The following is a 23,382-nucleotide window of genomic DNA, read 5'->3' on the forward strand; positions in this document are numbered from 1 at the left end:
GCAGAGGACAGGAACATGACTTCACCAGCAGGGAATGCAACCAATTTGATAATCAACGGCCGTTACCATCTCCACGAAAAATTAGGCCAGGGCGGCATGGGTGCTGTCTACAAGGCCACTGACCGGTTGTCGGGTGAGATTGTTGCCCTGAAGCAGGTGACAAACCTGGTGGAACAGGCGGCGAAGGATACGGCCGTTTCCGCAGACGATCTACGTCTGGCTCTGGCCCATGAATTCCAAACCCTGGCCGGGCTGCGCCATCCCCACATTATTAGCGTGTTGGACTACGGTTTTGACGCCGAGCGGCAGCCCTTCTTCACCATGACCTACCTGTCAGAATCACAGACGATTTTGGCAGCCGCACAAGACCAACCCCTTGACGACAAAATCAAGCTCATTGAGCAGCTGTTGCAAGCTCTGGCTTACCTGCACCGTCGTGGGGTGCTGCATCGAGACTTGAAGCCAGAAAATGTGCTGGTACAAGACCACACCGTGCGGCTGCTGGACTTTGGCCTAGCCGCCAGCGAGCAAATTGGCAGCAGTGCCTCGACCGGCACGCCGCTGTACATGGCACCCGAACTGTACGAGGGTGGGTCATACAGCGAAGCAGCCGATCTTTATGCCGCTGGCGTGTTGTTTTACCAACTGCTCACGGGTGAGCATCCCTTTGCCCCCTTTGATTTCGCCTTTTTGGATCGGGTGGTGGAGGAAGAGCCAGATTGGAGTGAGATCGAGGAGCGGTTACGGCCGTTCCTTAGCCAACTCCTCGCGAAGGAGCCCGCCGACCGCTTTGCTTCAGCCAATGTTGCCCTGACTGCGCTGGCCGAAGCCCTAAACCAACCGCCGCCCGCAGATACCCACGCCATCCGTGAGAGCTACCTACAAGCGGCCAAATTTGTAGGGCGGGAAGCCGAAATGGCCCAGCTAACCGAGGCACTGGAACAAGCCGCCGCTGGCAACGGCTCCGCCTGGGTGATTGGTGGCGAAAGCGGCGTGGGCAAGACGCGCCTCATTAACGAGCTGCGCACCCAGGCACTGGTAGCAGGCTTCCAGGTACTGCGTGGCCAAACGTCCGAAGATGGTGGCTTGCCCTACGTAGCGTGGCGCGAACCAGCGCGCCAACTGGTGGCCACACTGCCGATAATTGACGATTTGACGGCGAGCATCCTGCTGCCGCTGGTGCCCGACATGGCACAACTTCTTGGTCGTGAAGTTGAACCCGCACCGGAGCTAAAAGAGGATGCGGCTCAGACACGATTGTTTACAACAATTGCACGTCTTTTTTGGCGGGCAGAACGGCCGTTGCTCCTCATCCTGGAAGATTTGCACATGGCAGAAGCTAGTCTGCTACCGCTGCCCTTTTTGACACGGCTCATCCGGAACTACTCATTACTCATCCTGGGCAGCTACCGCAGCGACGAACGGCCAAACCTCCCCAGTGAACTGCCTGAGATGACTCATCTGCCCCTGGCGCGATTATCGCCAGAAGCGATGGCCGACTTGAGCGTCGCCATGCTCGGTGAGGGCGGGCGTGACGAGGAGATACAAGCTCTGCTCCAGCGGGAGACCGAAGGCAATGCCTTCTTTGCAGTCGAAGTGGTGCGGGCCTTGGCCGACGAGGCCGGACGGCTGGGCGATATTGGACAGATGCAACTGCCGGAGACGCTGTTGCCGAATGGCATTCAGGACATCGTGCAGCGGCGGGTTGGTAGATTACCGGATGAGGCAAAGCAGCTTCTGGTGAAAACGGCCGTTGCCGGACGTGAGCTGGAACTGCCTCTGATTCAACAGTTAGCCAATGGAATCGACGTGAAAAATTGGTGGCTGCCGCTGTGTGCTGATGCAGCCGTGCTGGAAGTACACGATAATGGCTGGCGGTTCAGCCATGGCAAGATACGGGATGGCTTGCTGGCCGAATTGCCATCAGAGAGATTGAGAGGCTATTATCGACTAGTAGCTCAGGCCGTAGAGAACATTTACCCTGATGATGCCAATCAGGCTGTGCGGCTGACACATTATTGGGGGCGAGCGGGCGACAAAGACCGAGAACGCCAATTTGCTTATCTGGCAGGAAAACAAGCAGTCGATCAATTTGCCAACGCAGAAGCGGTCAATTATTTAAATCGCGCCTTGGCTTTGACCTCAGATGATGATCTATCTGGACAATATGAGATCCAGTTGATGCTAGAAGCCGCGTATCACCTGTTAGGACAGCGGGAGAAGCAGGCGACAATAATCGATAAGCTGGAAAAAATAGCTGATGCTCTGGCAGAGCCAGAGAAACAAGTAGAGATCTTTTTGCGTCACGCCCAATACAACGCCCATATGAACCAATTTCCGGCGGCGATTGCTGCTGCTCAACGGGTAATTGCCTTTCCTCAAGCTATGGAGAAGGATCATGCGTCAGCTTACTATACTTGGGGTTGGGCATTGTCTCGTTTAGGCGATTGGGATGAGGCGCAATCCTTGTTGCGCCAAAGTTTGATCATTAGTCGAGAGATAGGCGATAAAAAAAGTGAAGTTAGCTCCTTGCTAGCTATGGGTGCCGTTGCTGTATCGCTGGGAGATATTGAAGAGGCGCAACAGTTCTTTACAGTTTCTTTGAAAGCTAGTAAGGAGACAGGTAGCCAGGCATTTGTCTCGGTTCCGCTAAACAATTTAGGTTACATTGCCGGGGAACGAGGGGAGTTTGAGCAGGCTAACCAATACCTGGAAGCCAGCTTGGCTAATAGCCTGGAAGTAGGTGATCAATACAATGAAGCAACGATTCGGTATAACTTGGGTGACATCGCTTTTAGGCGGGAGGATTTTGTCAATGCCGAACTGCATTTGGCGGCAAGTTTAGCGAAAGGGCGTGAAATAAAATTTCTTGAAGTAGAAAGATACTCCTTGCATAAATTAGGTATCGTTGCTTATTTGCAAGGCAAATACTCAGAGGCTAGCACCTATTACCAACAGGCGCTCGCCTTATGTCAAAAATTAAACCAGCCTCATTTTATGGTGGAAGAATGGGCTGGACTGGCACAAGTGGCGGTCGCTCAAGGGGAAGAGGCAACCACGTATCTGGATGATGTAATGAATTACATTGCCCAAGAACCGCAACTGGAAGGTGCAGAACATCCCTTTTTAGTGTTTCTACAGGCTTATCAATGCTTGGAGGCCAGCGATGACGATCGAGCGACCACCTTACTGGCTCAAGCCTCCCAACTATTACAGGAACGGGCGGCCAAGATAAAAGATGAGAAAAGCCGGCATAGTTTTTTAGAAAATGTGGCAGAGAATCGGGAAATTTTACGACTTTATGAGGAGATGAAGGAAGATACGGCCGTTTCCAACACACTTCAACCCACCAAACCAGCCCGAAGCGAAGAAGAAATTATCGAACAATATCTATTTCCAGATGAGGCTGAGGATGAGCCAGCGCCAAAGCTACGCGGCGAGGCATTGCTGACGCATTTGCTAGCCGTCAGTCGCTACATGGCTGCTATGCGCTCCGTTGCGCCGCTGCTCTCCTACGCCATGTATGAGGTATTGCAGCTTGTGGGCGCCGAGCAGGGCTACATTGTACTCATTAACGACGATGGCTCACTCGATTTCCGCGTGCGCCAGTTAGCCGACGGCACGCAGATTCAATCCGATGCCGATACCATCAGCCGCTCTGTCCTGGACGAAGTTCTACGCACTCAGGAATCATTAGTGGTGCGCAACGCGCTGCTCGATCCGCGCTTTGGTGAAGCCCACAGCGTGATGGCTATGCAGCTTCGTTCTATCATGTGTGCGCCGCTCATCACGCAGGATCGCATTATTGGGGCCATTTACGTGGAGAATCGCTCTAAAAGCGGCCGTTTCTCAGATGAAGATTTAGCACCCCTGGAATTTTTCAGCAATCAAGCGGCCGTTGCCATTGAAAACGCCAATCTCAACGAAAATCTGGAAAATCTGGTCGCCGAACGCACTTGGGAGCTGGCCGAGGCCAAGGAGGTTGCCGAAGCAGCCAACGAAGCCAAAACACAGTTCCTCTCCAATATGTCCCATGAGCTGCGCACGCCACTCAACGCCATTCTCAACTTCACCGGTTTTGTGCAAGATGGCCTATATGGAGGGGTTAACGAGGAACAAAAGACTGCCTTGCAGCAAGCCCTGGACAGCGGTGAACATTTATTGAGTCTGATCAATGATATTTTGGATTTGAACAAGGTTGAGGCGGGCATGACGCGACTCATCTTTGAACCAATTGACCTGAACAAAACGATGCAACACGCTGTTTCCACCGCAAAAGGGCTTATTAAAGACCAGCCCATTGAGCTGGTTGTGGACATTGCCGAAAATCTGCCCACGATTCAGGCAGACAGGCGACGCCTCCGGCAAATTTTGCTAAATATCTTGTCTAACGCCGCCAAATATACAGAGCAAGGCACCATCACCATTTGCGCCCGGCAATTAGTGGCTGAGAAGAGCGTCGAGATTGTGGTAAAAGACAGTGGCGTAGGCATCGTAGCTGAAGATCATCATTTGGTGTTTGAGGCGTATGGCCAAGCCAGAGCCAACGTGAGCAATGTGGTTAGCACCGGCTTGGGGATGGCTATCACCCACGAGCTGGTTGCCCTGCATGGCGGGCGTATCTGGTTTGAAAGTGAGCCAGGGTTAGGTACAACGTTCTATGTACATTTGCCCGTCACGCAGGATAATGAATAGATGCACAATTTGGCGGAAAAATCGTTTTTAATTTTCGATGATGATCCCAAAACGCGAGATATTCTGGACATCATGTTGCGCCAAATGTTGCAGAGTCGCTCCGTTGCTTTAAGGGAGAGTAGTGCTCAACTAGATGAGCAGCTTAGCCAACTTAATTTTGTGCCGGATGTAGTGTTTTTAGATGTGGTTATACGGCCGTTTGACGGGTACAATATTTTGCACAAATTGCTGCAAACACCCTTGTTCCATGCTACCAAAATTGTTGCGGTAACGGCCAAAGTGATGCCAAATGATATAGAAAAAATGCGACAAGCCGGGTTTCACGGACTCATTAGCAAACCCATTATCCGCCAAGTGTTTCCAGAACTGGTACAGCGCATTTTAGCTGGAGAATCAGTTTGGTATATTGCCTGAATGATCCAGGCTGCTCCAGAAATAGGCTATTTACAATGTCATTAAAAGGAAAAAACATCTTCTTACTAGAAGATGACCCCATCAACTACTCTGTCATTCTCACAATTTTGCGCCAGCACGGGGCCATCATTACCCATGATCATTGGGGAGACACCACCCTCAGCCGACTGAAAAACCACCCATTTCCACTCGATTTAATATTGCTTGATTTGATGTTGCCAGGGCAGGCCTCTGGGTATGATGTGTACGACGCCATCCGCGAGATGCCTGAACTGGATGGTGTCCCTGTTGTGGCTGTTTCGGCCGCTGACCCAGATGTAGAAATACCCAAAGCCAGAGAGAAAGGGTTTCACGGCTTTATTAGTAAACCCATCAACCGACGTCACTTCCCGGACCAGCTCATCGAAATATTGGCAGGTGAAACCTACTGGGGATAGATTGTGTCTGAAATCCAGATTCAAAACTCAACGCTGTTGACCCATCTCCTCTCGGTAAGCCAGCACATGGCAGAGATGCGCGCGCTTGATCCGCTGCTGTCTTATGTGGTGGACGAGATGATTAAACTGGTGGGTGCCGAGTATGGGTATGTTGTCCTGCTGCAAGAGGATGGCGAACTGGATTTTCGCGTCAAGCGTCGTGCCGACGGTATTGATATTGCGTCTGATGCGGACGCAATTAGCCATTCCGTACTCAATAAGGTGATCCAAACGCAACAATCCATTGTGGTGCGCAATGCGCTAATGGACCCCAACTTTGCTACGGCTCACAGTGTTATGGCCATGCGGCTGCGCTCCATCATGTGTGCCCCTCTCATTACCCGTAACCGCATCATTGGTGCCATTTATGTTGAAAATCGCTCCACTTCTAATCGGTTTTCCAAAGAAGATTTAATCCCCTTGGAATTTTTTGGTAACCAAGCGGCCGTTTCTATTGAAAATGCCCACATCAATGAGAATTTAGAGCATTTGGTTGAAGCGCGAACGTACGAACTGGCTGAGGCAAAAGAGGCCGCAGAAGCTGCCAACAGTGCCAAAAGCGTTTTTCTGTCTAGCATGACGCATGAATTACGCACCCCCATGAACGGCGTGCTGGGCATGACCAGCCTGCTGCAAGAAACCAAGCTAGACCCTGAGCAACGTGATTTGGTGAAAACCATTCGCACCAGCGGCGACACCTTGCTTACCCTCATCAACGATATTCTTGATTTTTCTAAAATTGAAGCGAACAAGCTGGAATTGGAAAAGGTTTCTTTTTCGGTTGTTAACTGTGTTGAGGAAGCGTTTGACCTGATTGCGCCAAAAGCGGCCGAGAAAGACCTCACCCTGGCCTATTTTGTTGACGAGACAGTACCTGATTTTTTGGTGCAAGACGTGACCCGCGTCCGCCAAATTCTTACCAACTTGTTGAGCAATGCGGTGAAGTTTACGGAGCAGGGGGAGATTATCGTTAGAGTACGGATGGGGTGTGATGTGGAAATGGCAACGTCCGCACTGAGCGCAGCCGAAGTGGCTGTTTCTCCCAAGACCGTCTGTTTTTCGGTACAGGATACCGGTATTGGCATTCCGCAAGAGAAGATAGGCCGCCTGTTTGGTCTGTTTAGCCAGGCAGACGCCTCGACGACCAGGCACTATGGGGGCACCGGGCTGGGGTTGGCTATTAGCAAGCGGCTGGCCGAAATGATGGGCGGTGAGCTAAGTGCAGAAAGCGTGGTGAGCCAAGGCTCCACGTTTACATGTGCCATTCAGGCCGCAGCGTCTGAGTCGGCAACAGCCATGTCACCTAGCCAAAAGTTTGCCAACAAACAAGCATTGCTCCTCAGTAATAACGCAACTAACCAGCAATTTTTGGCCCAACAGTTACGGCGGTGGCACGTGCCGCTGGCAACGGCCGTTTCTACCTTGCAAACCTGGCAGCAGCTCACAGTAGCTGATCTGCTTTTTGTAGATTTGAACAATATTGCCGAAGATGGGGCGGCCTTGCTAGCCCAGCTAAAAGCCAAACATCCCAGCTTGCCCATCGTGGTGCTTACCAAATGGGGGCAGCGGTTACCAGATAGCTTGAGCAGTGGGCAGATTACGGCCGTTTCCTTGCCATTAAAAACAAGCCATTTGCACAATGCCTTAGAGAATATTTTCTCCCCGGAGGATGCTCAACAACGTGCCAAGCAAACAGGCCTCCTATTTAGAGAAGATATGGCGCAAAAATATCCGCTGCGAATTTTGATAGCGGAAGACAATATTGTGAACCAAAAAGTAGCGGCAAAAATGCTGGCACGGCTAGGGTATCAGGCAACAATTACCAGCAATGGTGTTGAGGCAATTGCCGCTCTCAGGCAGCAGCCTTTCGATCTGGTGTTGATGGATGTGCAGATGCCGGAAATGGATGGCGTGGCTGCCACCCAGCGCATTCGCACATTGTTTCCCACGCAGGCGCAACCGCGCATTGTGGCCATGACAGCCAACGCCATGCGAGGAGAGCGGGAGAAATATCTGGCAATTGGCATGGACGGTTACATCAGCAAGCCAATGAGCCTAGAGGCTTTGACCCAAGTTTTGCAACAGGCAGCTACCGAGCTTGTCGCTAGCGCATAACCTCCCCAAAGCGACGCTTTGGCCCCCTTTTTAACCGGCAAATCGCCGAAGATTGGTCAGAAACCGCCACGTTGGCTGCACTCAGTGCCGAGGTATGAAGATGAGGCGGCGTACTGGTGGGCATTCTCTCAATGCCGTAGGATCAGCTTTTGGCGGAGATAAAAAAGCCCACCCAGGAAATGTCCTCGGTGGGCTTTTATTTTGTTTGGGGATGCGTGGATTACGGCCGTTCTACAAACAGCCCATCCATCGCTTCACCACCAAAACCATTGGCAGAGCCGTCCCAGAACAGCGAGAAGGAGCAGGCCGTGTTGCTGCCAGTGGTGGGTGAGCCACAGGCAAAGATGTCCGCACCGTCGCCAGAAACGCCAGCTACGCCAAAACTGCCCAGCGTGGTTGCATAGATGTCACCATTCGCCTCATCTTGCCAAATACCCCACACATCTTCCGAACTGGAGCCATCTAATCCCACGTCAGAGCCGTCAAATTCCAGGCTCCAACTGCCGCTGGTATTGCTGCCCAGGCTGGTCGGGCTAAAGCGCAGAATATCTTCATCCCGGCCGCCGCTTACCCCAGGGACATTGACATTGCCAGAGGTGCTGATGAGCAAATCCCCGGAAGCAGTGACAAAAATGCCGTCAACATCTTCGCCGCCACGGGTTAGGTCAACATCTGAGCCATCGAAGTACATTTCAAAGCTGCCAGCAGTCGTGTTGCCCAACATTGTGGGGACAAAACGTACAATGTCAGAATCATCCACGGAGCCGACATCGGGGATAGTGGTGGCTCCCACAAAGCTAAGCAGGATAGAACCATCATCCAGCAGATGAAAGGCGTCTACGTCACGTGCGCCAGCCCCGCTGAGACCCACATCAGAGCCATCGAAATATTTACTCCATGTCCCAGTTGCCTCATCAAACGCCAAGATATCCTCATCCGCAAACGAGACGCCACCCACACTGCCTCCACTCGATGAACTGACATAGAGCACATCACCGGAAGGTGGTGGGGAGGTTGGTGTTGGCGTTGGTGGAATTGGCGTGTTCGTTGCCGTTGGTAGTGGCGTATTGGTCGCCGTTGGCAGTGGTGTATTGGTGACCGTTGGCAATGGCGTGTTGGTTGCCGTTGGCAGTGGCGTATTGGTCACTGTCGGCAGCGGTGTGTTGGTAGCTGTTGGCAATGGCGTATTGGTCGCTGTCGGCGTGATAGGGGTTGGTGTGGGGGGCGTTCCACCCAAATCTAGCCCAATGACTACTGGATCGTGGTCAGAAGAGCGGTACGCATCGGCACTGTAGTAAAGCGAAATCTGGTTAGCTGTTTTGAACTCTTCATTGTAATCCAACGCACGCGGCTCATCCGAATTGATGTGCCAGGTGGTGACGCCGCTCACCTGTGAAGTTAAGCTGGCACTGGAGAGCGCGTAATCTAGCGTGCCGTACTGCCCCTGGAAGACGTAGGAGTATGCATTAGACAAGCTGTTGCCCAAATCCGTGTAGCCAGCGTTGGTGATGGCAGTGATGGGGTCTTCCATAGCGTAGGCATTCAGATCGCCCACAATGAGGAAATCGCTGTCGCCGCTGCTGGTGGGGTCTGTGGCCAGCCAGTTAACCAGGGCGGTGGCGGCGTTGGTGCGGGTGACGTTGCAGTTGCCTTGCCCATCGCCCAAATCAGGGTCGCCCACGTCTGTACAGGTGGAGCCTTTGGATTTGAAATGGTTCACGACAATGGTGAACGTTTCACCACTGCCGTTTTGGCTGAAGGTTTGGGCTAGAGCCGGGCGGTTTTTGGTGTCCAGGAAGAGCGGATCGACTGACGAGTCTAGAATTGCGGCCGCGCCACTGGGGGTGACAGATGCCGGTTTGTAAATGAAGCCAACGGCAATTTCATCGGTGCCAATTTGGCTGACGCCGGGATTGATGAAGGCGTAGGTGCCGGGTGCGGTGGCGGCGTTGAGGCCGTTGACCAAATCCTGGATGGCACTTTGGCTGCCGTAACCGTCGTTTTCAATCTCGATGAGGCCAACTATGTCGGCGTCGATGGCGGCCAGGGCGGCGATGATTTTGTCCCGCTGCCGATTGAACTCAGACAGGCTGTCGGCTCCGCGTGAGGTGGGGAAGCCACCGCCGCTGCCGTTGCCGTTGAAGTAGTTGAGGACGTTGAAGCTAGCCACGCGCAGACTGCCGCCAACGGCCGTTGGTGCAGCCGTTCTTGGATTGCTATCTACAAAGTTGATGGTGCCTACTGGTTGCAGTCGGTAGGTGTCGAAACGTTGGTCAAGAACGGCCGTTAGGCCAGTTACCGTTGCCCCACCGCGTAAAGGATTAGCCGCACTCAGTTCAGGAGCGGGGTAGATGACCGGGTCTTTGTTTTGCGCCCCGTTGGCATCATCCAGCAAAATGCGGCTGAGGTCGTTTTGAGTTTGTAGGGCATTGGCGGCTGCGCCGGGTGTGGTCACTTGCGTGGGGTTAAAGAGACGGCTCAGCGATAAATCGACGTTGCCATATCGTGCCAAATTGTACGTTTCCGTGACGTCTAGCGTTTGTGGGAAGGTGACCAGCATCCCTTCGTATGGCTCCAAATCGGTGAGTGCCGTGAGGGGAAGGGTGATGGTGGCTGGCGTTACGCTGGCCCCGCTGCTGCAGACGGTTACGGTGGTGAGTGTGGTCATCTCTGTGAGGAATGCGCCGCTACCTGCTGTCGATTCAAACTCGGTGACGGTACCTTGCAGCCGGACTACATCGCCCAGAGCGACATCGACGCCAAAGCCGTTGTCGTACACGAAGACACCTTCGGAGGTAGCGGCATTGCCGTCAGCGTCAGCATCTTCTTCTTGTAGGTAGAAACCTGCCAGTTCATTGACCGTATCCTGGTAATCACCAACAACCACGCCCTCGATGATGACATCGGCAACGCCGTTGAGCGGGCTGCTGCTGCCGCTGCCCTGCACGGCACTGATGAGGGTGGCATTGTCGCCACAGTTGCCAAAACCACCGGAGACAGTGCTAAAGTTGAAGACGTAATCGCTGACCATGTTGTCTAGCGTGCCGTCCTGGTCGGTGACTTGATTGGCAAAGACGGTAACGGTGCAGGTTTCCCCCGCAACGAAATCGGTCGAGGGGTTGACTGTGTAGCTTTGGGGGCCGCCGGTGGTAACGGCCGTTACCATCCCACTCGTTGTACAGCTAACATTCACCCAGCTACCGCCTAGCGTGACCGCTTCATTGAAGTTGACAGTGATGTCGGCATTCAAGGCAACGTTGGGTGCGCCGTTCACAGGGGAGGTGCTTACCACAGATGGCGGACCATCGCCGCAATTGGCGGTGTGGCTACCCAACCCGGTGAAAGTATCTTGCGGCAAACCAATCCATTCAACTGCGGGAACAAAGGCATCAGCTTCATTGCTGTCGCCGCCGCAAACAGTATCCATCCGCTGCATGGTATTGTTTTGGGTGGAGGTGTCGCCACTGCCCCACTGGCTGCCTGGGTCGAAGCCCAATTGACCAATGACATCAATGATAGTTGTGTTTTGGCGCAAAATGATGGTGTCGTCCCCGTTAAAAAAGGAGCTTGAAGAGATAAGGTCGGCTTCGTTGAGGATGGTAGCGACGGCATCATTGTCAGCCACTACATACACGTCTCCATCCGCCACCGTGCCCGTTAAGGGGATAGTGGTAAGGGGTGAGGTGTTGCCGTTGAAGTAGAACTCCAATTGGTAGCTGTTGGTGCTGAGGTCAACGGCCGTTCCCGTGCCGTTATAGATTTCAATTGCTTTGTTGTTGGAGGAGCCTTCAACGTATTCGGAGATAAAAAGTGAGGTTGCTACGGCCTGTGCAGGCGCGGGGTTAATTAAAAAGGGAAACGAAAAAAGTGTAGTCAAGAGTAGAAGTCGAACTAAAAGTCGTTTGCCACGCATATTTATTTTCTCCAGAGGTGGGAGTTGTTGTGGTTGATAAGCTGGGGATTTATATAAGATGTTGTCTGATGAGACAAGTTGTTTGAGTGGCTAACGAAGGCTAGTGCCGGGTGCGGGGATAATTTTGCCGGGATTGAGAATGCCGTGCGGGTCTAAGGTTTGTTTGAGCTGGTTCATGACGTTTACGGCCGTTCCCCCATGTTCCCGCACCATAAACTTCGCCTTGCCGATGCCCACGCCGTGTTCGCCAGTGGCCGTGCCGCCGAGTTCAATGGCGCGCAAAACCACTTTATTGTTGGCTAGATTGGCCTGCTGGCGGGTATTCTCATCTGCGTAGGGAATGGCGATGTGTAAATTGCCGTCCCCAGCATGGCCCACCAGCAGCTCTGGCAGATGGTGCGCTTGCAGCGTTTGCCGGGCGAATCGGACCAGTGCCGGAAATTGGCTGATCGGCACAGCGACGTCGGCAAGCTGCCAGCGATGACCCACAAAAACGCGCCGCAGCGTCTCGAACATATGGTGGCGCGTCTGCCACATCTTTTGCCGCTCGGTTGTGTCTGTGGTGGCGGCAAAGCGGCGTGCTTCCATAAGTAAGGTGGGATTTTCGCCCCAATCTACTCCTTCTTCCCGGCTTAGAAGGCCAGACGTGGCGGCATCAATAAATTCCAGAGCGGCGATGTCTAGCCCAGAAGCACGCAACTCTACCACAGCGGCAACGGCCGTCTCCACATCGGCAAAGGTAGCGACGGCACTACTCATAATGGCTGGCACAGGAGCCAATTGCAGCGTGGCCTCGGTGATGACCCCTAACGTACCCTCGCTGCCCACAAAGAGATGCAGCAAATCGTACCCGGCAGATTGCTTAACGGAGCGCGACCCCACTTTGAGGATACGGCCGTCTGCCAGCACCACCTCCATCGCCAAAACGTTGTCTTTGGTGGCCCCGTACTTCACCGTGCGGCTGCCCGCCGCGTTGTTGGCCAACATGCCACCAATTGAGGCGTTAGCACCCGGATCGGGGGCAAAAAAGAGGCCGTCGGGCCCTAATTGCTGGTTTAAATCCTTATAGCCGAGGCCGGGCTGCACCGTCACCTGAAAATCATCGGCGTACAGCGTTACGATTTTGTTCATCCGCACCAGCGAGAGGGTGATGCCACCAAACAGTGGGATGGGATTGCCTTCCAGCGAAGAACCAGCACCCCACGGCGTGACGGGAATACGATGGGTGTGCGCCACACGCAGCACATCAGCTACCTGTTTGCTGTTCGTAGGCCAGATAACCACCTCGCTAAGATGAGCTCGATGCTGAGACATATCCTGGGCGTGCTGCTGGCGGTCTGCCAATGTGATTGAAAGTTGGTCAGGGGTGAGGACGGCCGTTAATTCCGCCAAAATCGCCTCTGAAACCGGATTGAATTGGGTCATGTTTCTCCAAGTTGGAGGGTCTGCAATTTGCAGCTTTAGGATAAACTTACTGGAAAAGGCAGAAACCAACAAAAATTGCTAAACTTGGGCAAAAGTGCCCATTCACAAACAAAATATGGAATTGGCGAATGGGCTACTAAGTGCTTTGTAAACAAAGTATATTTAGAAATATAAGGCGTTAACAAATTACTGAACGTTAACAATTGGATAAAGTCGCTTCAGTTTAATGCGAGCATCAGTGCAAGTAAATTGCCAATCAACACCCACTTGGCGTTTATTGCGTTGTGTTTCCCAAGCTGCTACTTGGTTGCGAACTTCGTCAATATCCACCTTCCGTCGCTTCAATGCCTGACGACGTAAAACAGATAATTCACATTCAGCAATATTGAGCCAACTGCCATGCTCTGGTGTGTAATGCCATTCAAGTTTGTCCGCAATCCGGCGTGCTTCTGCTGGTTCATACCGTTCATATAAAGAAGCGATATGGTGAATGTTCAAGTTATCCACAACCAAGACAATCGTCTCTGCATCAGGATAAACCTCGTCGACTAATGATTTCAACACCTGTGCAAATTCAATCTTGCGGCGTTGTGGATAAATCCATGTTTTGCGAAATCCGGCTAATGGTTCGACGGCCAGAAAAAGGGAACACTTCCCATGTCGTTGGTACTCATAGTCTTCTCGAACGGGTTGTCCTGGTTGCAGCGGAATTTCACCTCTTGGTGTTGACCGCAACGCTTTTTGAATTTCATCCAGGCAAACCATCGGCCGTTTCGGGTCGTAGGGTCGTTCATAAACGGAGAGGACATCTTCCATTTTGGCGACAAAGCGTGCCCCAGGTTTGGGCAGACACCACGATTTTACTTGCCAAGGCTTGAGTTCATTTTTTTTAGCTTATTTCCTATGGCGGTGTGACTAATCTCATCAACCACCTCTAGTTTTACCAGCCCATCAGCCAATAATCTCAGTGTCCACCGGTCATACCCCTCTGGTGGTTCGCTGCATGTCAAGGCAATCAGTTGTGCTTCTACATCTCCAGTCATTTTTGTCACCGGCCGCCCTGATCGTGGTTGGTCGTACAACGCTCTGTCCACACCACTTTCAAAGTAACGTCGTTTGATTTGGCTGACAGTAACATTGGATAGCATGGTTGCTTCTGCGACTTGAGCCAAGGTTCTCTTCTCCCCTTCGCTGCGGTTGAGTAGAAGCAACACCCTTGCCCGACTGATCACCCTTGCTTTGTGTTCACCCGACTTTATCAATTGTTCAAGTTCAGTTTTTTCATTTTGTGGAAGTTTTATATGTTTTGCCATTCCACAAGTTTATTCGATAACTATGTTTACTAACAAATTTGCTTTACAGAGCACTAAGGATGTGAAGAATGGAAAAAATTCGATGGGGTATTTTAGCCACAGGTGATATTGCGGGGCAACTGGCAGCAGCAATCAACAGCGTCCCAGATGCGGTTTGTTTGGCGGTTGGGTCTCGCTCGCAGACATCAGCAGATAGATTTGGCGACCAATGGGGCATTCCCCGCCGCTATCCAACGTACGAGGCATTGGCAAATGATCCGGATGTGGATGTGATTTACATTGCTACGCCGCACAATTTGCATTATGAGAATATGCTGCTGTGCCTAAATGCGGGCAAGCACGTGTTGTGCGAGAAAGCACTCACGGTAAACGCGGCCGAGGCAGAAGCGTGCCTGGCTCTTGCCAAAGAAAAAGGGCTCTTTTTGATGGAGGCGATGTGGATGAAGTTCATTCCGTCGATTCAGCAGGTGCTGGCGTGGGTGGCAAACGGCCGTATCGGCAACATTCACTACGTCCACGCCCACTTTTCCTTCAACATTCCCTACAATCCGCAAAGCAGGCTGTATGATCCGGCACTGGCGGGTGGGGCGTTGCTCGATATGGGCATCTACCCGGCCACGCTGGCACATTTGCTGTTGGGCAAGCCAGACCGCATTCTCTCAGCCGCGCACATGGGGGAAACGGGGGTTGATGAGCTAAACGCCGCCATCTGGCATTACAATCGTGGAGCGCAGGCCATTTTAAGCAGTAGCCAACGGTTAGAACGGCCGTGTGATGCCATCATTACCGGCAGCAGGGGATACATTCACCTGCATGAAAACTTTTGGCATAATCAAACAGTCACCGTCAAGGAGCATGGCGGTCAGCCAGAGACGATTCATATCCCGTACGAAGGCAATGGCTACAGCTATGAAGTGCATGAAGTTCACAACTGCCTGCGAGCAAGCAAGCTGGAATCAGATGTTGTACCGCATGCCGACACGCTGGAAATCATAACGCTGCTGGATGAGATGCGGCAGCAGTGGGGGCTGGTGTATCCGCAAGAAGCGTGAACCGAAAAAGTCTTTGAAACCCATCAATGGGAAGCAATCATGAAAATAGCGATTTACCAAGACGCTAATCAACCCGTAGAAGAGCGCGCGGCCGATTTGCTGGCCCGCATGACGCTGGATGAAAAGTTGGCGCAATTGGGCAGCGCCTGGGTGTTTGAACTGCTCACCGATATGCAGTTTGATGCTCAAAAAGCGGCAGCTATTTTGCAACATGGTCTGGGGCATATTACCCGCGTGGCCGGGGCCAGCAGCCTGAAACCGCGTGAGGGGGCAGCCCTGGCCAACCGCATCCAGGGCTATCTCCGTGAAGAGACGCGGCTGGGCATTCCGGCCATCGTGCATGAGGAGTGCTGTTCTGGGTATATGGCCCGTAATGCTACCTGTTTTCCACAGATTATTGGGCTGGCCTCCACCTGGGAGACAGAACTGACGCGGCAAATGGCTGATGTGGTGCGGCGGCAGATGAAAGCAGCGGGGGCGCATCAGGGGTTGTCGCCGCTGCTGGACGTGGTGCGCGATCCGCGCTGGGGCCGTGTGGAAGAGACGTTTGGCGAGGACCCGTACTTGGTGGCGTTAAACGGCGTGCAGTTTATGCAAGGGTTGCAGGGGGAAAACTGGGATGAGCGGGTGATTGCTACGGCCAAGCATTTTGTGGGGTATGGCGTGCCGGACGGTGGCTTCAACTGGAACCCGGCGCACATTCCGGCGCGGGAGCTGCGCGAGATTTATTTGCTGCCGTTTGAAACGGCCGTCAAAGAAGCCAACTTGCAATCCGTAATGAATGGCTACAACGAGCTGGATGGCATACCCTGCGCCGCCAATGAGGAACTGCTAGACACAATTTTGCGGCAAGAGTGGGGCTTTGATGGCGTCGTCGTCTCCGACTATTTTGCCGTGGACCAGCTGCAAGTGGCCCATCACGTTACCGCCAACAAATCAGAATCGGCCGTGCGGGCGCTGGCGGCGGGGATTGATGTTGAACTGCCGGGTACAGATTGCTATGGTGCGCCCTTGCAAACGGCCGTTGCGCAAGGGCAAATCGACGAAGCATTGATAGACCGCAGCGTGACCCGCCTGCTAAGGCAAAAGTTTGCCCTCGGCCTGTTTGAGAATCCATTTGTGGACGCGGAAGCGGTGGTGCTAGACACGCCTGCCGAACGGCAGTTGGCGCGGGAGATTGCGCAAAAATCAATCATCTTGCTCAAAAACGAAGATGATTTGCTGCCGCTGCCTAAAAATCTGACGCGAATTGCCGTCATCGGGCCGCAGGCGGACAGCACGCGCCATCTGGTGGGTGATTATTCCTACATCGCCCACATTGAAAATTTGATTGAGTCTAGAGAACAATCGTTGGGCGGCTTGGGGATGCCCATGCCCGATGAGTTGGAACTTGATGAGGCCTTTATACCGATGAACACCATTTTGCAGGCGGTGCAGGAGAAAGTGTCGGTGGAGACTGAGGTCGTTTATGCGAAAGGGTGCGCCGTGCTGGGGGATGATCGCTCGGGGTTTGAAGCGGCCGTAACCGCCGCGACCAACGCCGATGTCGCCCTGCTCTTCCTGGGTGGCAAATCGGGTCTAACAGACGACTGCACCTGTGGCGAAGCCCGCGACCGGGCCGACCTGAACCTGACGGGTGTGCAGCAGGAGTTGCTGGAGGCTGTGTACGCGACCGGGACGCCGACGGTGCTGGTTTTGGTGAACGGCCGTCCCCTCTCCACCACCTGGGCTGCCGACAATACCCCCGCCATTTTGGAGGCGTGGCTGCCCGGCGAGGAAGGGGCCGAAGCCGTAGCTGACGTGCTGTTCGGCGACTGTAATCCTGGCGGCAAGCTGCCCATTACTGTCCCGCGTGGTGTGGGGCAGGTGCCTATTTTTTACAACCACAAACCGTCTGGCGGACGCTCCCATTGGAAGGGTGATTACGTCGATTTAAGCCACAAGCCGCTGTGGCCGTTTGGCTATGGTCTCAGCTACACGCAGTTTGACATAACGAATTTGAGATTGGACAAGACAGCCGTTGCCACCAACCACTCCGTCAACATCAGCGTAGAGATTGCCAACGTGGGCCAGCGGGCGGGCAGCGAGGTGGTGCAGCTTTACGTGCGGGACGAGGTGGCCAGCGTCACCCGGCCGCTCAAAGAGCTAAGAGGGTTCCAGCGCGTTCATTTGGAGCCGGGTGAACAGCGCACTTTGACCTTTACGCTGGCGGCGAATCAGCTTGCTTTTTACGACAGCCAGATGCGCTTTGTGTTGGAGCCAGGTACTGTCCGGCTAATGCTGGGGACATCGTCGGATGATTTGCCCTTGGTAGCGGAGATTGAGGTGGTGGGTGAAACGGCCGTTCTCACCCAAAAAACCTTCTTCACCCAGGTCACCATTGTCTAGAAATGCTGTAGGGGCGGTTCGCGAACCGCCCCTACTAGATGGAGAGAAAACCGATGTACGAACCAAAACCTGAACACAAATTTACCTTTGGCCTGTGGACCGTGGGCAATGTGGGCCGCGATCCGTTTGGTGAACCCGTGCGCCCCACCAAGACGCCAGTTGAACTGGTGCAGTTGCTGGCGGAAGTGGGTGCCTGGGGCGTTAACTTTCACGACAATGATTTGGTGCCAATTGACGCTACGCCAGCCGAAAGGGACAAAACCGTGGCGGACTTTAAGCAGGCGCTGGCAGATACCGGCCTCGTTGTGCCGATGGCCACCACCAATTTGTTTAGCGACCCGGCGTTCCGCGACGGGGCGTTTACCAGCAATGATGCCCAGGTTCGCGCCTACGCTTTGCAAAAGACGATGAAGGCCATTGACCTCGGCGTGGAACTAGGCGCAAAAATCTATGTTTTTTGGGGCGGGCGGGAAGGGACGGAAACAGATGCGGGGAAAGACCCGATTACGGCCGTAAAACGCAGTCGTGAAGCGATGAATTATTTGTGTGAATACGTCATCGATCAAGGATACGATCTCAAGTTTGCCCTGGAAGCCAAGCCCAACGAGCCGCGCGGCGACATCTACAATGCTACCACTGGCAACATGCTCGCCTTTATCCAAACGCTCGACCATCCAGAGATGGTTGGTGTCAACCCAGAAGTGGCCCATGAGCATATGGCTGGACTCAACTTCACCCACCATGTGGCCCAGGCAATGGAAGCTGGCAAGCTGTTCCACATCGATTTGAATGACCAGGCATTCGGCCGTTACGATCAGGATTTTCGCTTTGGTTCAGTCAACCTGAAATCCGCCTTCTTCTTGGTGAAGCTGCTGGAGGACAACGGCTACGACGGCAGTCGCCACTTTGACGCCCACGCTTACCGCACCAGCGATTATGAGGATGTCAAAGCGTTTGCCCGTGGCTGTATGCGCACCTATCTCATCCTGAAAGAGAAGGTGGCCCGTTTTAACGCTGATGGCGAGATTCAGGCGTTGCTGACTGAAATCAACGCAGATGGTAGCGAGATGACGCCGTTCATGGGGCAATTCACGCCTGAAAAAGCGGCTCAATTACGCAGTCACACGTTTGACCGTGCCGCCTTAGGTCAGCGCGGCCAACCCTATGAACGGCTGGATCAGCTAGTAGTGGAACTGTTGCTGGGCGTTCGGTAATTGGGAGATTGGAGATTAGGGATTGGAGATTGGGAACGTTCGAATCTCCGATCTCTAATCTCCGTTTTTGAGGTAAATCATGCGATATTTCATCGGCATTGATAGCTCAACGACGGCGACGAAAGCACTGCTGCTGGCAGAGACAGGGGCGGTGGTTGGCGTGGCCGCGTCCAGCTACGATTACGAAACGCCCGAGCCGCTGTGGAGCGAGCAGCGGCCGGAATTGTGGTGGACGGCGACAGCAAACAGCATTCAGCAACTGTTGGCTGAGAGTGGGGTGGCGGGAACGGCCGTTGCCGCCATCGGTCTTACGGGGCAAATGCACGGGCTGGTGCTTTTGGATAAAAAGGGAGAGGTGTTGTGCCCGGCCATTTTGTGGAACGACCAGCGGACTGGCGCCGAGTGCGACGAGATGCGCGCCCTCATTGGTAAGCAGCGTTTAATTGACATAACAAGTAACGATGCCTTGACGGGCTTTACGGCTCCCAAAATTTTGTGGGTGAAAAAGCATGAGCCGGAGATTTACGGCCGTATCGCCCACATCCTCCTGCCCAAAGATTACGTCCGCTACAAGCTAACCGATGGATTTGCCACCGACAAGGCGGGCGCGGCTGGCAGCCAGCTGTTCGACGTGCGTCAGCGGGATTGGTCGGCCGAAGTAGTGAGCAAGCTGGGCATTGACCCCACCTGGCTGCCAAAGACGTTTGAGGGAACGGCCGTTACCGGACAACTAACCCCGCAAGCTGCGGAGCTAACTGGATTGCCAGCCGGGATTCCTGTGATGGCCGGTGGCGGCGATCAGGCGGCCAATGCGGTGGGAACTGGCGCAGTTGTCGATGGAGTGGTGGCACTTAGCTTGGGGACCTCCGGGGTGGTTTTTGCCAGCAGCGACGTGCCAATTGTGGAGCCAAACGGCCGTCTCCATGCCTTTTGCCATGCCGTGCCGGGGAAGTGGCATCTGATGGGTGTCATGTTGTCGGCGGCGGGCAGTTTGCGTTGGTATCGGGATGCCTTCTCACCTGAGGAGGATTTTGACACACTGTTGGCCCCTGCCGCCCACATACCCGCTGGCTGCGAAGGGCTGCTCTTTTTGCCCTACCTCACCGGAGAACGAACACCGCACCCGGACCCACTGGCGCGGGGTGGCTTCATTGGCCTGACGGTGCGCCACGGCCAGCCTCACCTGACACGATCCGTGCTGGAGGGGGTTGCCTTTGGACTGCGCGACAGCCTGGAGTTGATGCGCGGCACGGGTTTGGCCAACATCACCCAGATTCGCGCTTCGGGTGGCGGGCTGCGCAGCCCGCTTTGGCGACAAATTTTGGCCGACGTGCTGCAAGCGGAGATTGTGACGGTGAACAGCACGGAAGGCGCGGCGTACGGTGCGGCCGTTCTGGCCCTGGTTGGCACCGGTGTGTTCAACTCTGTCGAAGCGGCCTGTGTCGAACTGGTGAAGGTAACCGGTAAGACGGAGCCTGGTGGTGATACGGCCGTTTACAATCAGCAGTATCGCCTGTATCAGCAGCTCTATCCAGCCCTCAAACAAACGTTCACAGCCCTATCTGGATTTTAAACTTTAGCCTGACTCAGCCAATAATCAGAAAAACAAGACATTTTCACTTGTCATGCTGAGGTCCTCCGAAGCATCCCCAAAACATTATCTAGCTCAGACACGATTATTGCGGTGGCATGTTGGTTGGGATTCTTCGCGTTGCTCAGAAAGACAAGCGGCGGTGTGTTATTTACGGCCGTATGGGTCTTTCGGGCTGCGGTCATCAGACAAAGTGCTAGCGGTGCGCTGTATAAACATCTCAATGGCGTCCGCCAGATGCTCATCAGTGATGTTGTAATCGCCCCGCTCGGTGCGCAGCTTGTGCGCCAGCAGCAGCACCTCGGCATGGCTTACGCCGGGCGGCGGGTCAAATTTGTAGTTTGCCAGCTCATAAAGCTGCCCCAACGGATCGCGGAAGTAGATAGAGTACATAAAGCCGCGATCGACTTCGCCACTGTTGGAAATGCCGCGCTCATCCAGCCGCTTTTTCACCTGGGTGTAGGTAGCGCGGGAGACGTTGAAAGCGACGTGATGCAAGTTGCCAATGCCTTCCGGGTTGGGCGTGGGGTCTGGCTGGCGCTTTTCGTTGGTGAAGACGGTGATCAGACGGCCGTCTCCCGGATCGAAGTAGAGATGATTTTCCGCCGGTACGTCCAGGTTGGGCTGCTCAAAGATGAATGGCATCCCCAACACGCCCTCCCAAAAATCAATCGACGTCTGCCGATCGGCCCCAATGAGGGTGATGTGATGCACGCCTTGCGCTTGTATTTTCTGCATGATGTCCTCCTTTTTGCCACGGATTTCGCGGATTTTGAGGATTTAACAAAAATGCCTCTTTGGGATTTCGTGGAATGATCGGCATGTGTGGTAGGGGCGGTTCGCGAACCGCCCTTACGTTTGGTGTCAACCCCCTCGATTCCTAAAGAACCACAAAAATCCGTGTAAATCTGTGTTAATCCGTAGCCAGTAAGTTATTAACAATCTGTTGGGCTTGCTCAATTTCGTCCTGGATGATGGTGTGGCCCATGTTTGGGTAGATTTTTTTGTTGACAGATGCGCCGAGTTGAGTGAGGGTAACGGCCGTTTCCTCCACGCGCTCCAGCGGAATATGAAAATCCACATCGCTGCACCCAATAAAAACCGGCGTACCGTCCAGCGACCCCTCATAGTTGCGTGGCGTGTCGGGCGGGCCAATGAGTCCGCCGCTAAATATCAGCAAACCCCCATACCGCTTTGCATTCCGCGCCACAAATTCGCTAGCCAAACACGCCCCTTGCGAAAACCCACCAATAATGATTTTCTCGGCGAGAATACCGGCCGCTTCGATGAGGGCGACTAAATCAGCAATCGCTTGCAAGCCAGAGCTGATGCCCGGTTCATTTTGTGGTATCGGGGCCAAAAAGCTGTACGGATACCAGGTGTTGCCTGCTGCTTGGGGTGCCAGGTAGGCCATCTGCGGATGGGGCAGCACGCCGGCCAATTCCAATATACTTTGGGCCGTCGCACCACGGCCGTGTACCAAAATCATGGCGGCTTTGGCTTCGTTGAGTGGTTTGCCCTGCTGTAAGATTGGTTGCCCCTGGTGTGGGCCATTTGCTTGCGTTGTTGTCATTTGTCACTCCTAAAAAATCTATCCGCAGATTACGCAGATTTTTTCTTAATCTCTGATGTTATGCACTCACTTTGGAAAAGAGAATACAAAAGTCTATTGAAGTTGACTGGAAATCCAGAGGTAGTTCAGACTTTTGTATTCTGCGCCGCGTAACATGAGTTAATCTGTGGATTGTTGAAATTTCGCGTTAAGAAAGCGCGGCTACGGTGTTGCTTTGGCGATTGGCTTGAGTTCGATTTCGGGCAGACGGGCTTCGATGGCTGGACGGTGCTGCTCTAACCAGGACGGTAGTTTGAGGTGCGTACCCAGTTCCGCGACGGGTTCGTCATAGGGAAAGCCAGGGGCATCGGTGGCAATCTCAAACAGCACGCCGCCGGGGGAGCGGAAATAAATCGAGTGAAAATATTGTCGATCCTGCACGGGCGTTACGTGCTGCCCCGCCTGCCGCAGCTTTTGCAGATACTCTAACTGTTCGGCGTCATCCACCGTGCGGAAGGCGATGTGGTGGATGGAGCCTGCCCCAAACTGGCCCGACGGCTGGCCAGGACGGTGCAAAATATCCACGATGATGCCCATGTCGTTTGCATCTGCCTGGTAGCGGAAGCGGTTGCCCTCTTCCCCCACAAATTGGTAACCTAACTGCTCAGTGAGCAATTTGCCGGTTGGTTCTACTTCATCCAGCCAAAGCGTGACGCTGTGGAAGCCACGCAGGGCCTCTTTTTCATTGATTGGTCCTTCGGTCCAATGGTGCAGCGTAGCTGGAGCCTCGCTGGTAATCAGCTCCAGCGGCAGCCCATCCGGATCGGTGAAGGGGAGCACATCGGCACCGAAGCGGGTTTGCAGTTCTCCGGTGGCGATGTGGTTCTTTTTGAGCCAATTTTGCCAAAATCCCATTGCTTCCGGGCGGATGGTGTAGGCTAGTGCGGCCGTTTCCCAATTTCCTCTTGAGCCGCGCCGCATATGCTGCCAGGGGAAGTAGGTCATAATCGTACCGGGCGTGCCCACTTCATCCCCGTAATAAAGGTGGTAGGTGCCGGGATCGTCAAAGTTGACGGTTTTCTTGACCAGCCGTTGGCCGAGGATGTGATGGAAGAAGTTGACGTTTTTGTGTGGGTTGCTGGCAACGGCTGTAATGTGGTGTAAGCCTTGTACCGGTTTCATGATTTACTCCTGAATACTTTAATGTTAAACTAATTCGTTAAAAAAAGTGGTT

At 53.7% G+C, this 23,382-nt stretch carries 14 protein-coding genes and 2 pseudogenes; 8 read left to right on the top strand and 8 right to left on the bottom strand.

Annotated elements, in window-relative coordinates; all coding sequences use genetic code 11:
• Positions 1 to 15: 15 nt before the first annotated feature.
• The 4 genes from ACOQPU_RS20590 to ACOQPU_RS20605 are packed head-to-tail and all read left to right on the top strand — an operon-like array spanning position 16 to position 7,700.
• Positions 16 to 4,695, top strand: a complete 4,680-nt coding sequence (locus tag ACOQPU_RS20590; RefSeq protein ID WP_420641718.1) for a BREX system ATP-binding domain-containing protein — start codon at positions 16 to 18, stop codon at positions 4,693 to 4,695.
• Positions 4,696 to 5,109, top strand: a complete 414-nt coding sequence (locus ACOQPU_RS20595) for a response regulator (protein WP_420641719.1) — start codon at positions 4,696 to 4,698, stop codon at positions 5,107 to 5,109. It abuts the gene before it with no gap.
• Between the two features lie 35 nt (positions 5,110 to 5,144).
• Positions 5,145 to 5,546: a response regulator gene (locus ACOQPU_RS20600; RefSeq protein WP_420641720.1), complete on the top strand. Its 402-nt coding sequence runs from the start codon at positions 5,145 to 5,147 to the stop codon at positions 5,544 to 5,546.
• A gap of 3 nt (positions 5,547 to 5,549) precedes the next feature.
• A complete protein-coding gene (locus ACOQPU_RS20605) occupies positions 5,550 to 7,700 on the top strand; it encodes a response regulator (protein WP_420641721.1) in 2,151 nt (716 codons plus the stop codon).
• A 1,234-nt stretch (positions 7,701 to 8,934) separates the two neighbouring features.
• Here the strand turns inward: ACOQPU_RS20605 and ACOQPU_RS20610 are convergent.
• The 5 genes and pseudogenes from ACOQPU_RS20610 to ACOQPU_RS20630 all read right to left on the bottom strand — a co-directional run.
• A pseudogene (locus ACOQPU_RS20610) lies at positions 8,935 to 10,656 on the bottom strand (ExeM/NucH family extracellular endonuclease); the annotation flags it as partial.
• Between the two features lie 54 nt (positions 10,657 to 10,710).
• Positions 10,711 to 11,613: pseudogene (locus ACOQPU_RS20615) on the bottom strand (Ig-like domain-containing protein); the annotation flags it as partial.
• Positions 11,614 to 11,703: 90 nt separating this feature from the next.
• Positions 11,704 to 13,038, bottom strand: a complete 1,335-nt coding sequence (locus tag ACOQPU_RS20620) for an FAD-binding oxidoreductase (protein ID WP_420641722.1) — start codon at positions 13,036 to 13,038, stop codon at positions 11,704 to 11,706.
• A 186-nt stretch (positions 13,039 to 13,224) separates the two neighbouring features.
• On the bottom strand, positions 13,225 to 13,887 hold the full coding sequence (locus ACOQPU_RS20625; RefSeq protein ID WP_420645803.1) for an IS630 family transposase: 663 nt from the start codon (positions 13,885 to 13,887) through the stop codon (positions 13,225 to 13,227).
• Between the two features lie 11 nt (positions 13,888 to 13,898).
• Entirely contained in the window at positions 13,899 to 14,351 is a 453-nt protein-coding gene (locus ACOQPU_RS20630) for a helix-turn-helix domain-containing protein (RefSeq protein WP_420640814.1), read from the bottom strand.
• A 68-nt stretch (positions 14,352 to 14,419) separates the two neighbouring features.
• On the opposite strand from ACOQPU_RS20630, the gene ACOQPU_RS20635 reads away from it, so the two are divergent.
• The 4 genes from ACOQPU_RS20635 (at position 14,420) to xylB (ending at position 20,578) form a co-directional block, all read left to right on the top strand.
• On the top strand, positions 14,420 to 15,403 hold the full coding sequence (locus ACOQPU_RS20635) for a Gfo/Idh/MocA family protein (RefSeq protein WP_420641723.1): 984 nt from the start codon (positions 14,420 to 14,422) through the stop codon (positions 15,401 to 15,403).
• Between the two features lie 39 nt (positions 15,404 to 15,442).
• Positions 15,443 to 17,791 (top strand): glycoside hydrolase family 3 N-terminal domain-containing protein, encoded by a 2,349-nt coding sequence (locus ACOQPU_RS20640; RefSeq protein WP_420641724.1) that lies wholly within the window; start codon positions 15,443 to 15,445, stop codon positions 17,789 to 17,791.
• A gap of 53 nt (positions 17,792 to 17,844) precedes the next feature.
• Entirely contained in the window at positions 17,845 to 19,005 is a 1,161-nt protein-coding gene (gene xylA / locus ACOQPU_RS20645) for a xylose isomerase (protein WP_420641725.1), read from the top strand.
• A 79-nt stretch (positions 19,006 to 19,084) separates the two neighbouring features.
• Positions 19,085 to 20,578: a xylulokinase gene (gene xylB / locus ACOQPU_RS20650; protein ID WP_420641726.1), complete on the top strand. Its 1,494-nt coding sequence runs from the start codon at positions 19,085 to 19,087 to the stop codon at positions 20,576 to 20,578.
• A 165-nt stretch (positions 20,579 to 20,743) separates the two neighbouring features.
• Here xylB and ACOQPU_RS20655 read toward each other — a convergent pair whose 3' ends face one another.
• The 3 genes from ACOQPU_RS20655 to ACOQPU_RS20665 form a co-directional block, all read right to left on the bottom strand.
• A complete protein-coding gene (locus tag ACOQPU_RS20655) occupies positions 20,744 to 21,334 on the bottom strand; it encodes a VOC family protein (RefSeq protein WP_420641727.1) in 591 nt (196 codons plus the stop codon).
• A gap of 175 nt (positions 21,335 to 21,509) precedes the next feature.
• On the bottom strand, positions 21,510 to 22,169 hold the full coding sequence (locus ACOQPU_RS20660) for an alpha/beta hydrolase (protein WP_420641728.1): 660 nt from the start codon (positions 22,167 to 22,169) through the stop codon (positions 21,510 to 21,512).
• A gap of 201 nt (positions 22,170 to 22,370) precedes the next feature.
• The gene (locus ACOQPU_RS20665) at positions 22,371 to 23,330 is read right to left on the bottom strand and encodes a ring-cleaving dioxygenase (RefSeq protein ID WP_420641729.1); all 960 of its coding nucleotides are present in this window, start codon (positions 23,328 to 23,330) and stop codon (positions 22,371 to 22,373) included.
• Positions 23,331 to 23,382 lie beyond the last annotated feature (52 nt).

Source organism: Candidatus Leptofilum sp., from assembly GCF_965223285.1.
Lineage (GTDB): Bacteria > Chloroflexota > Anaerolineae > Promineifilales > Promineifilaceae > Leptofilum.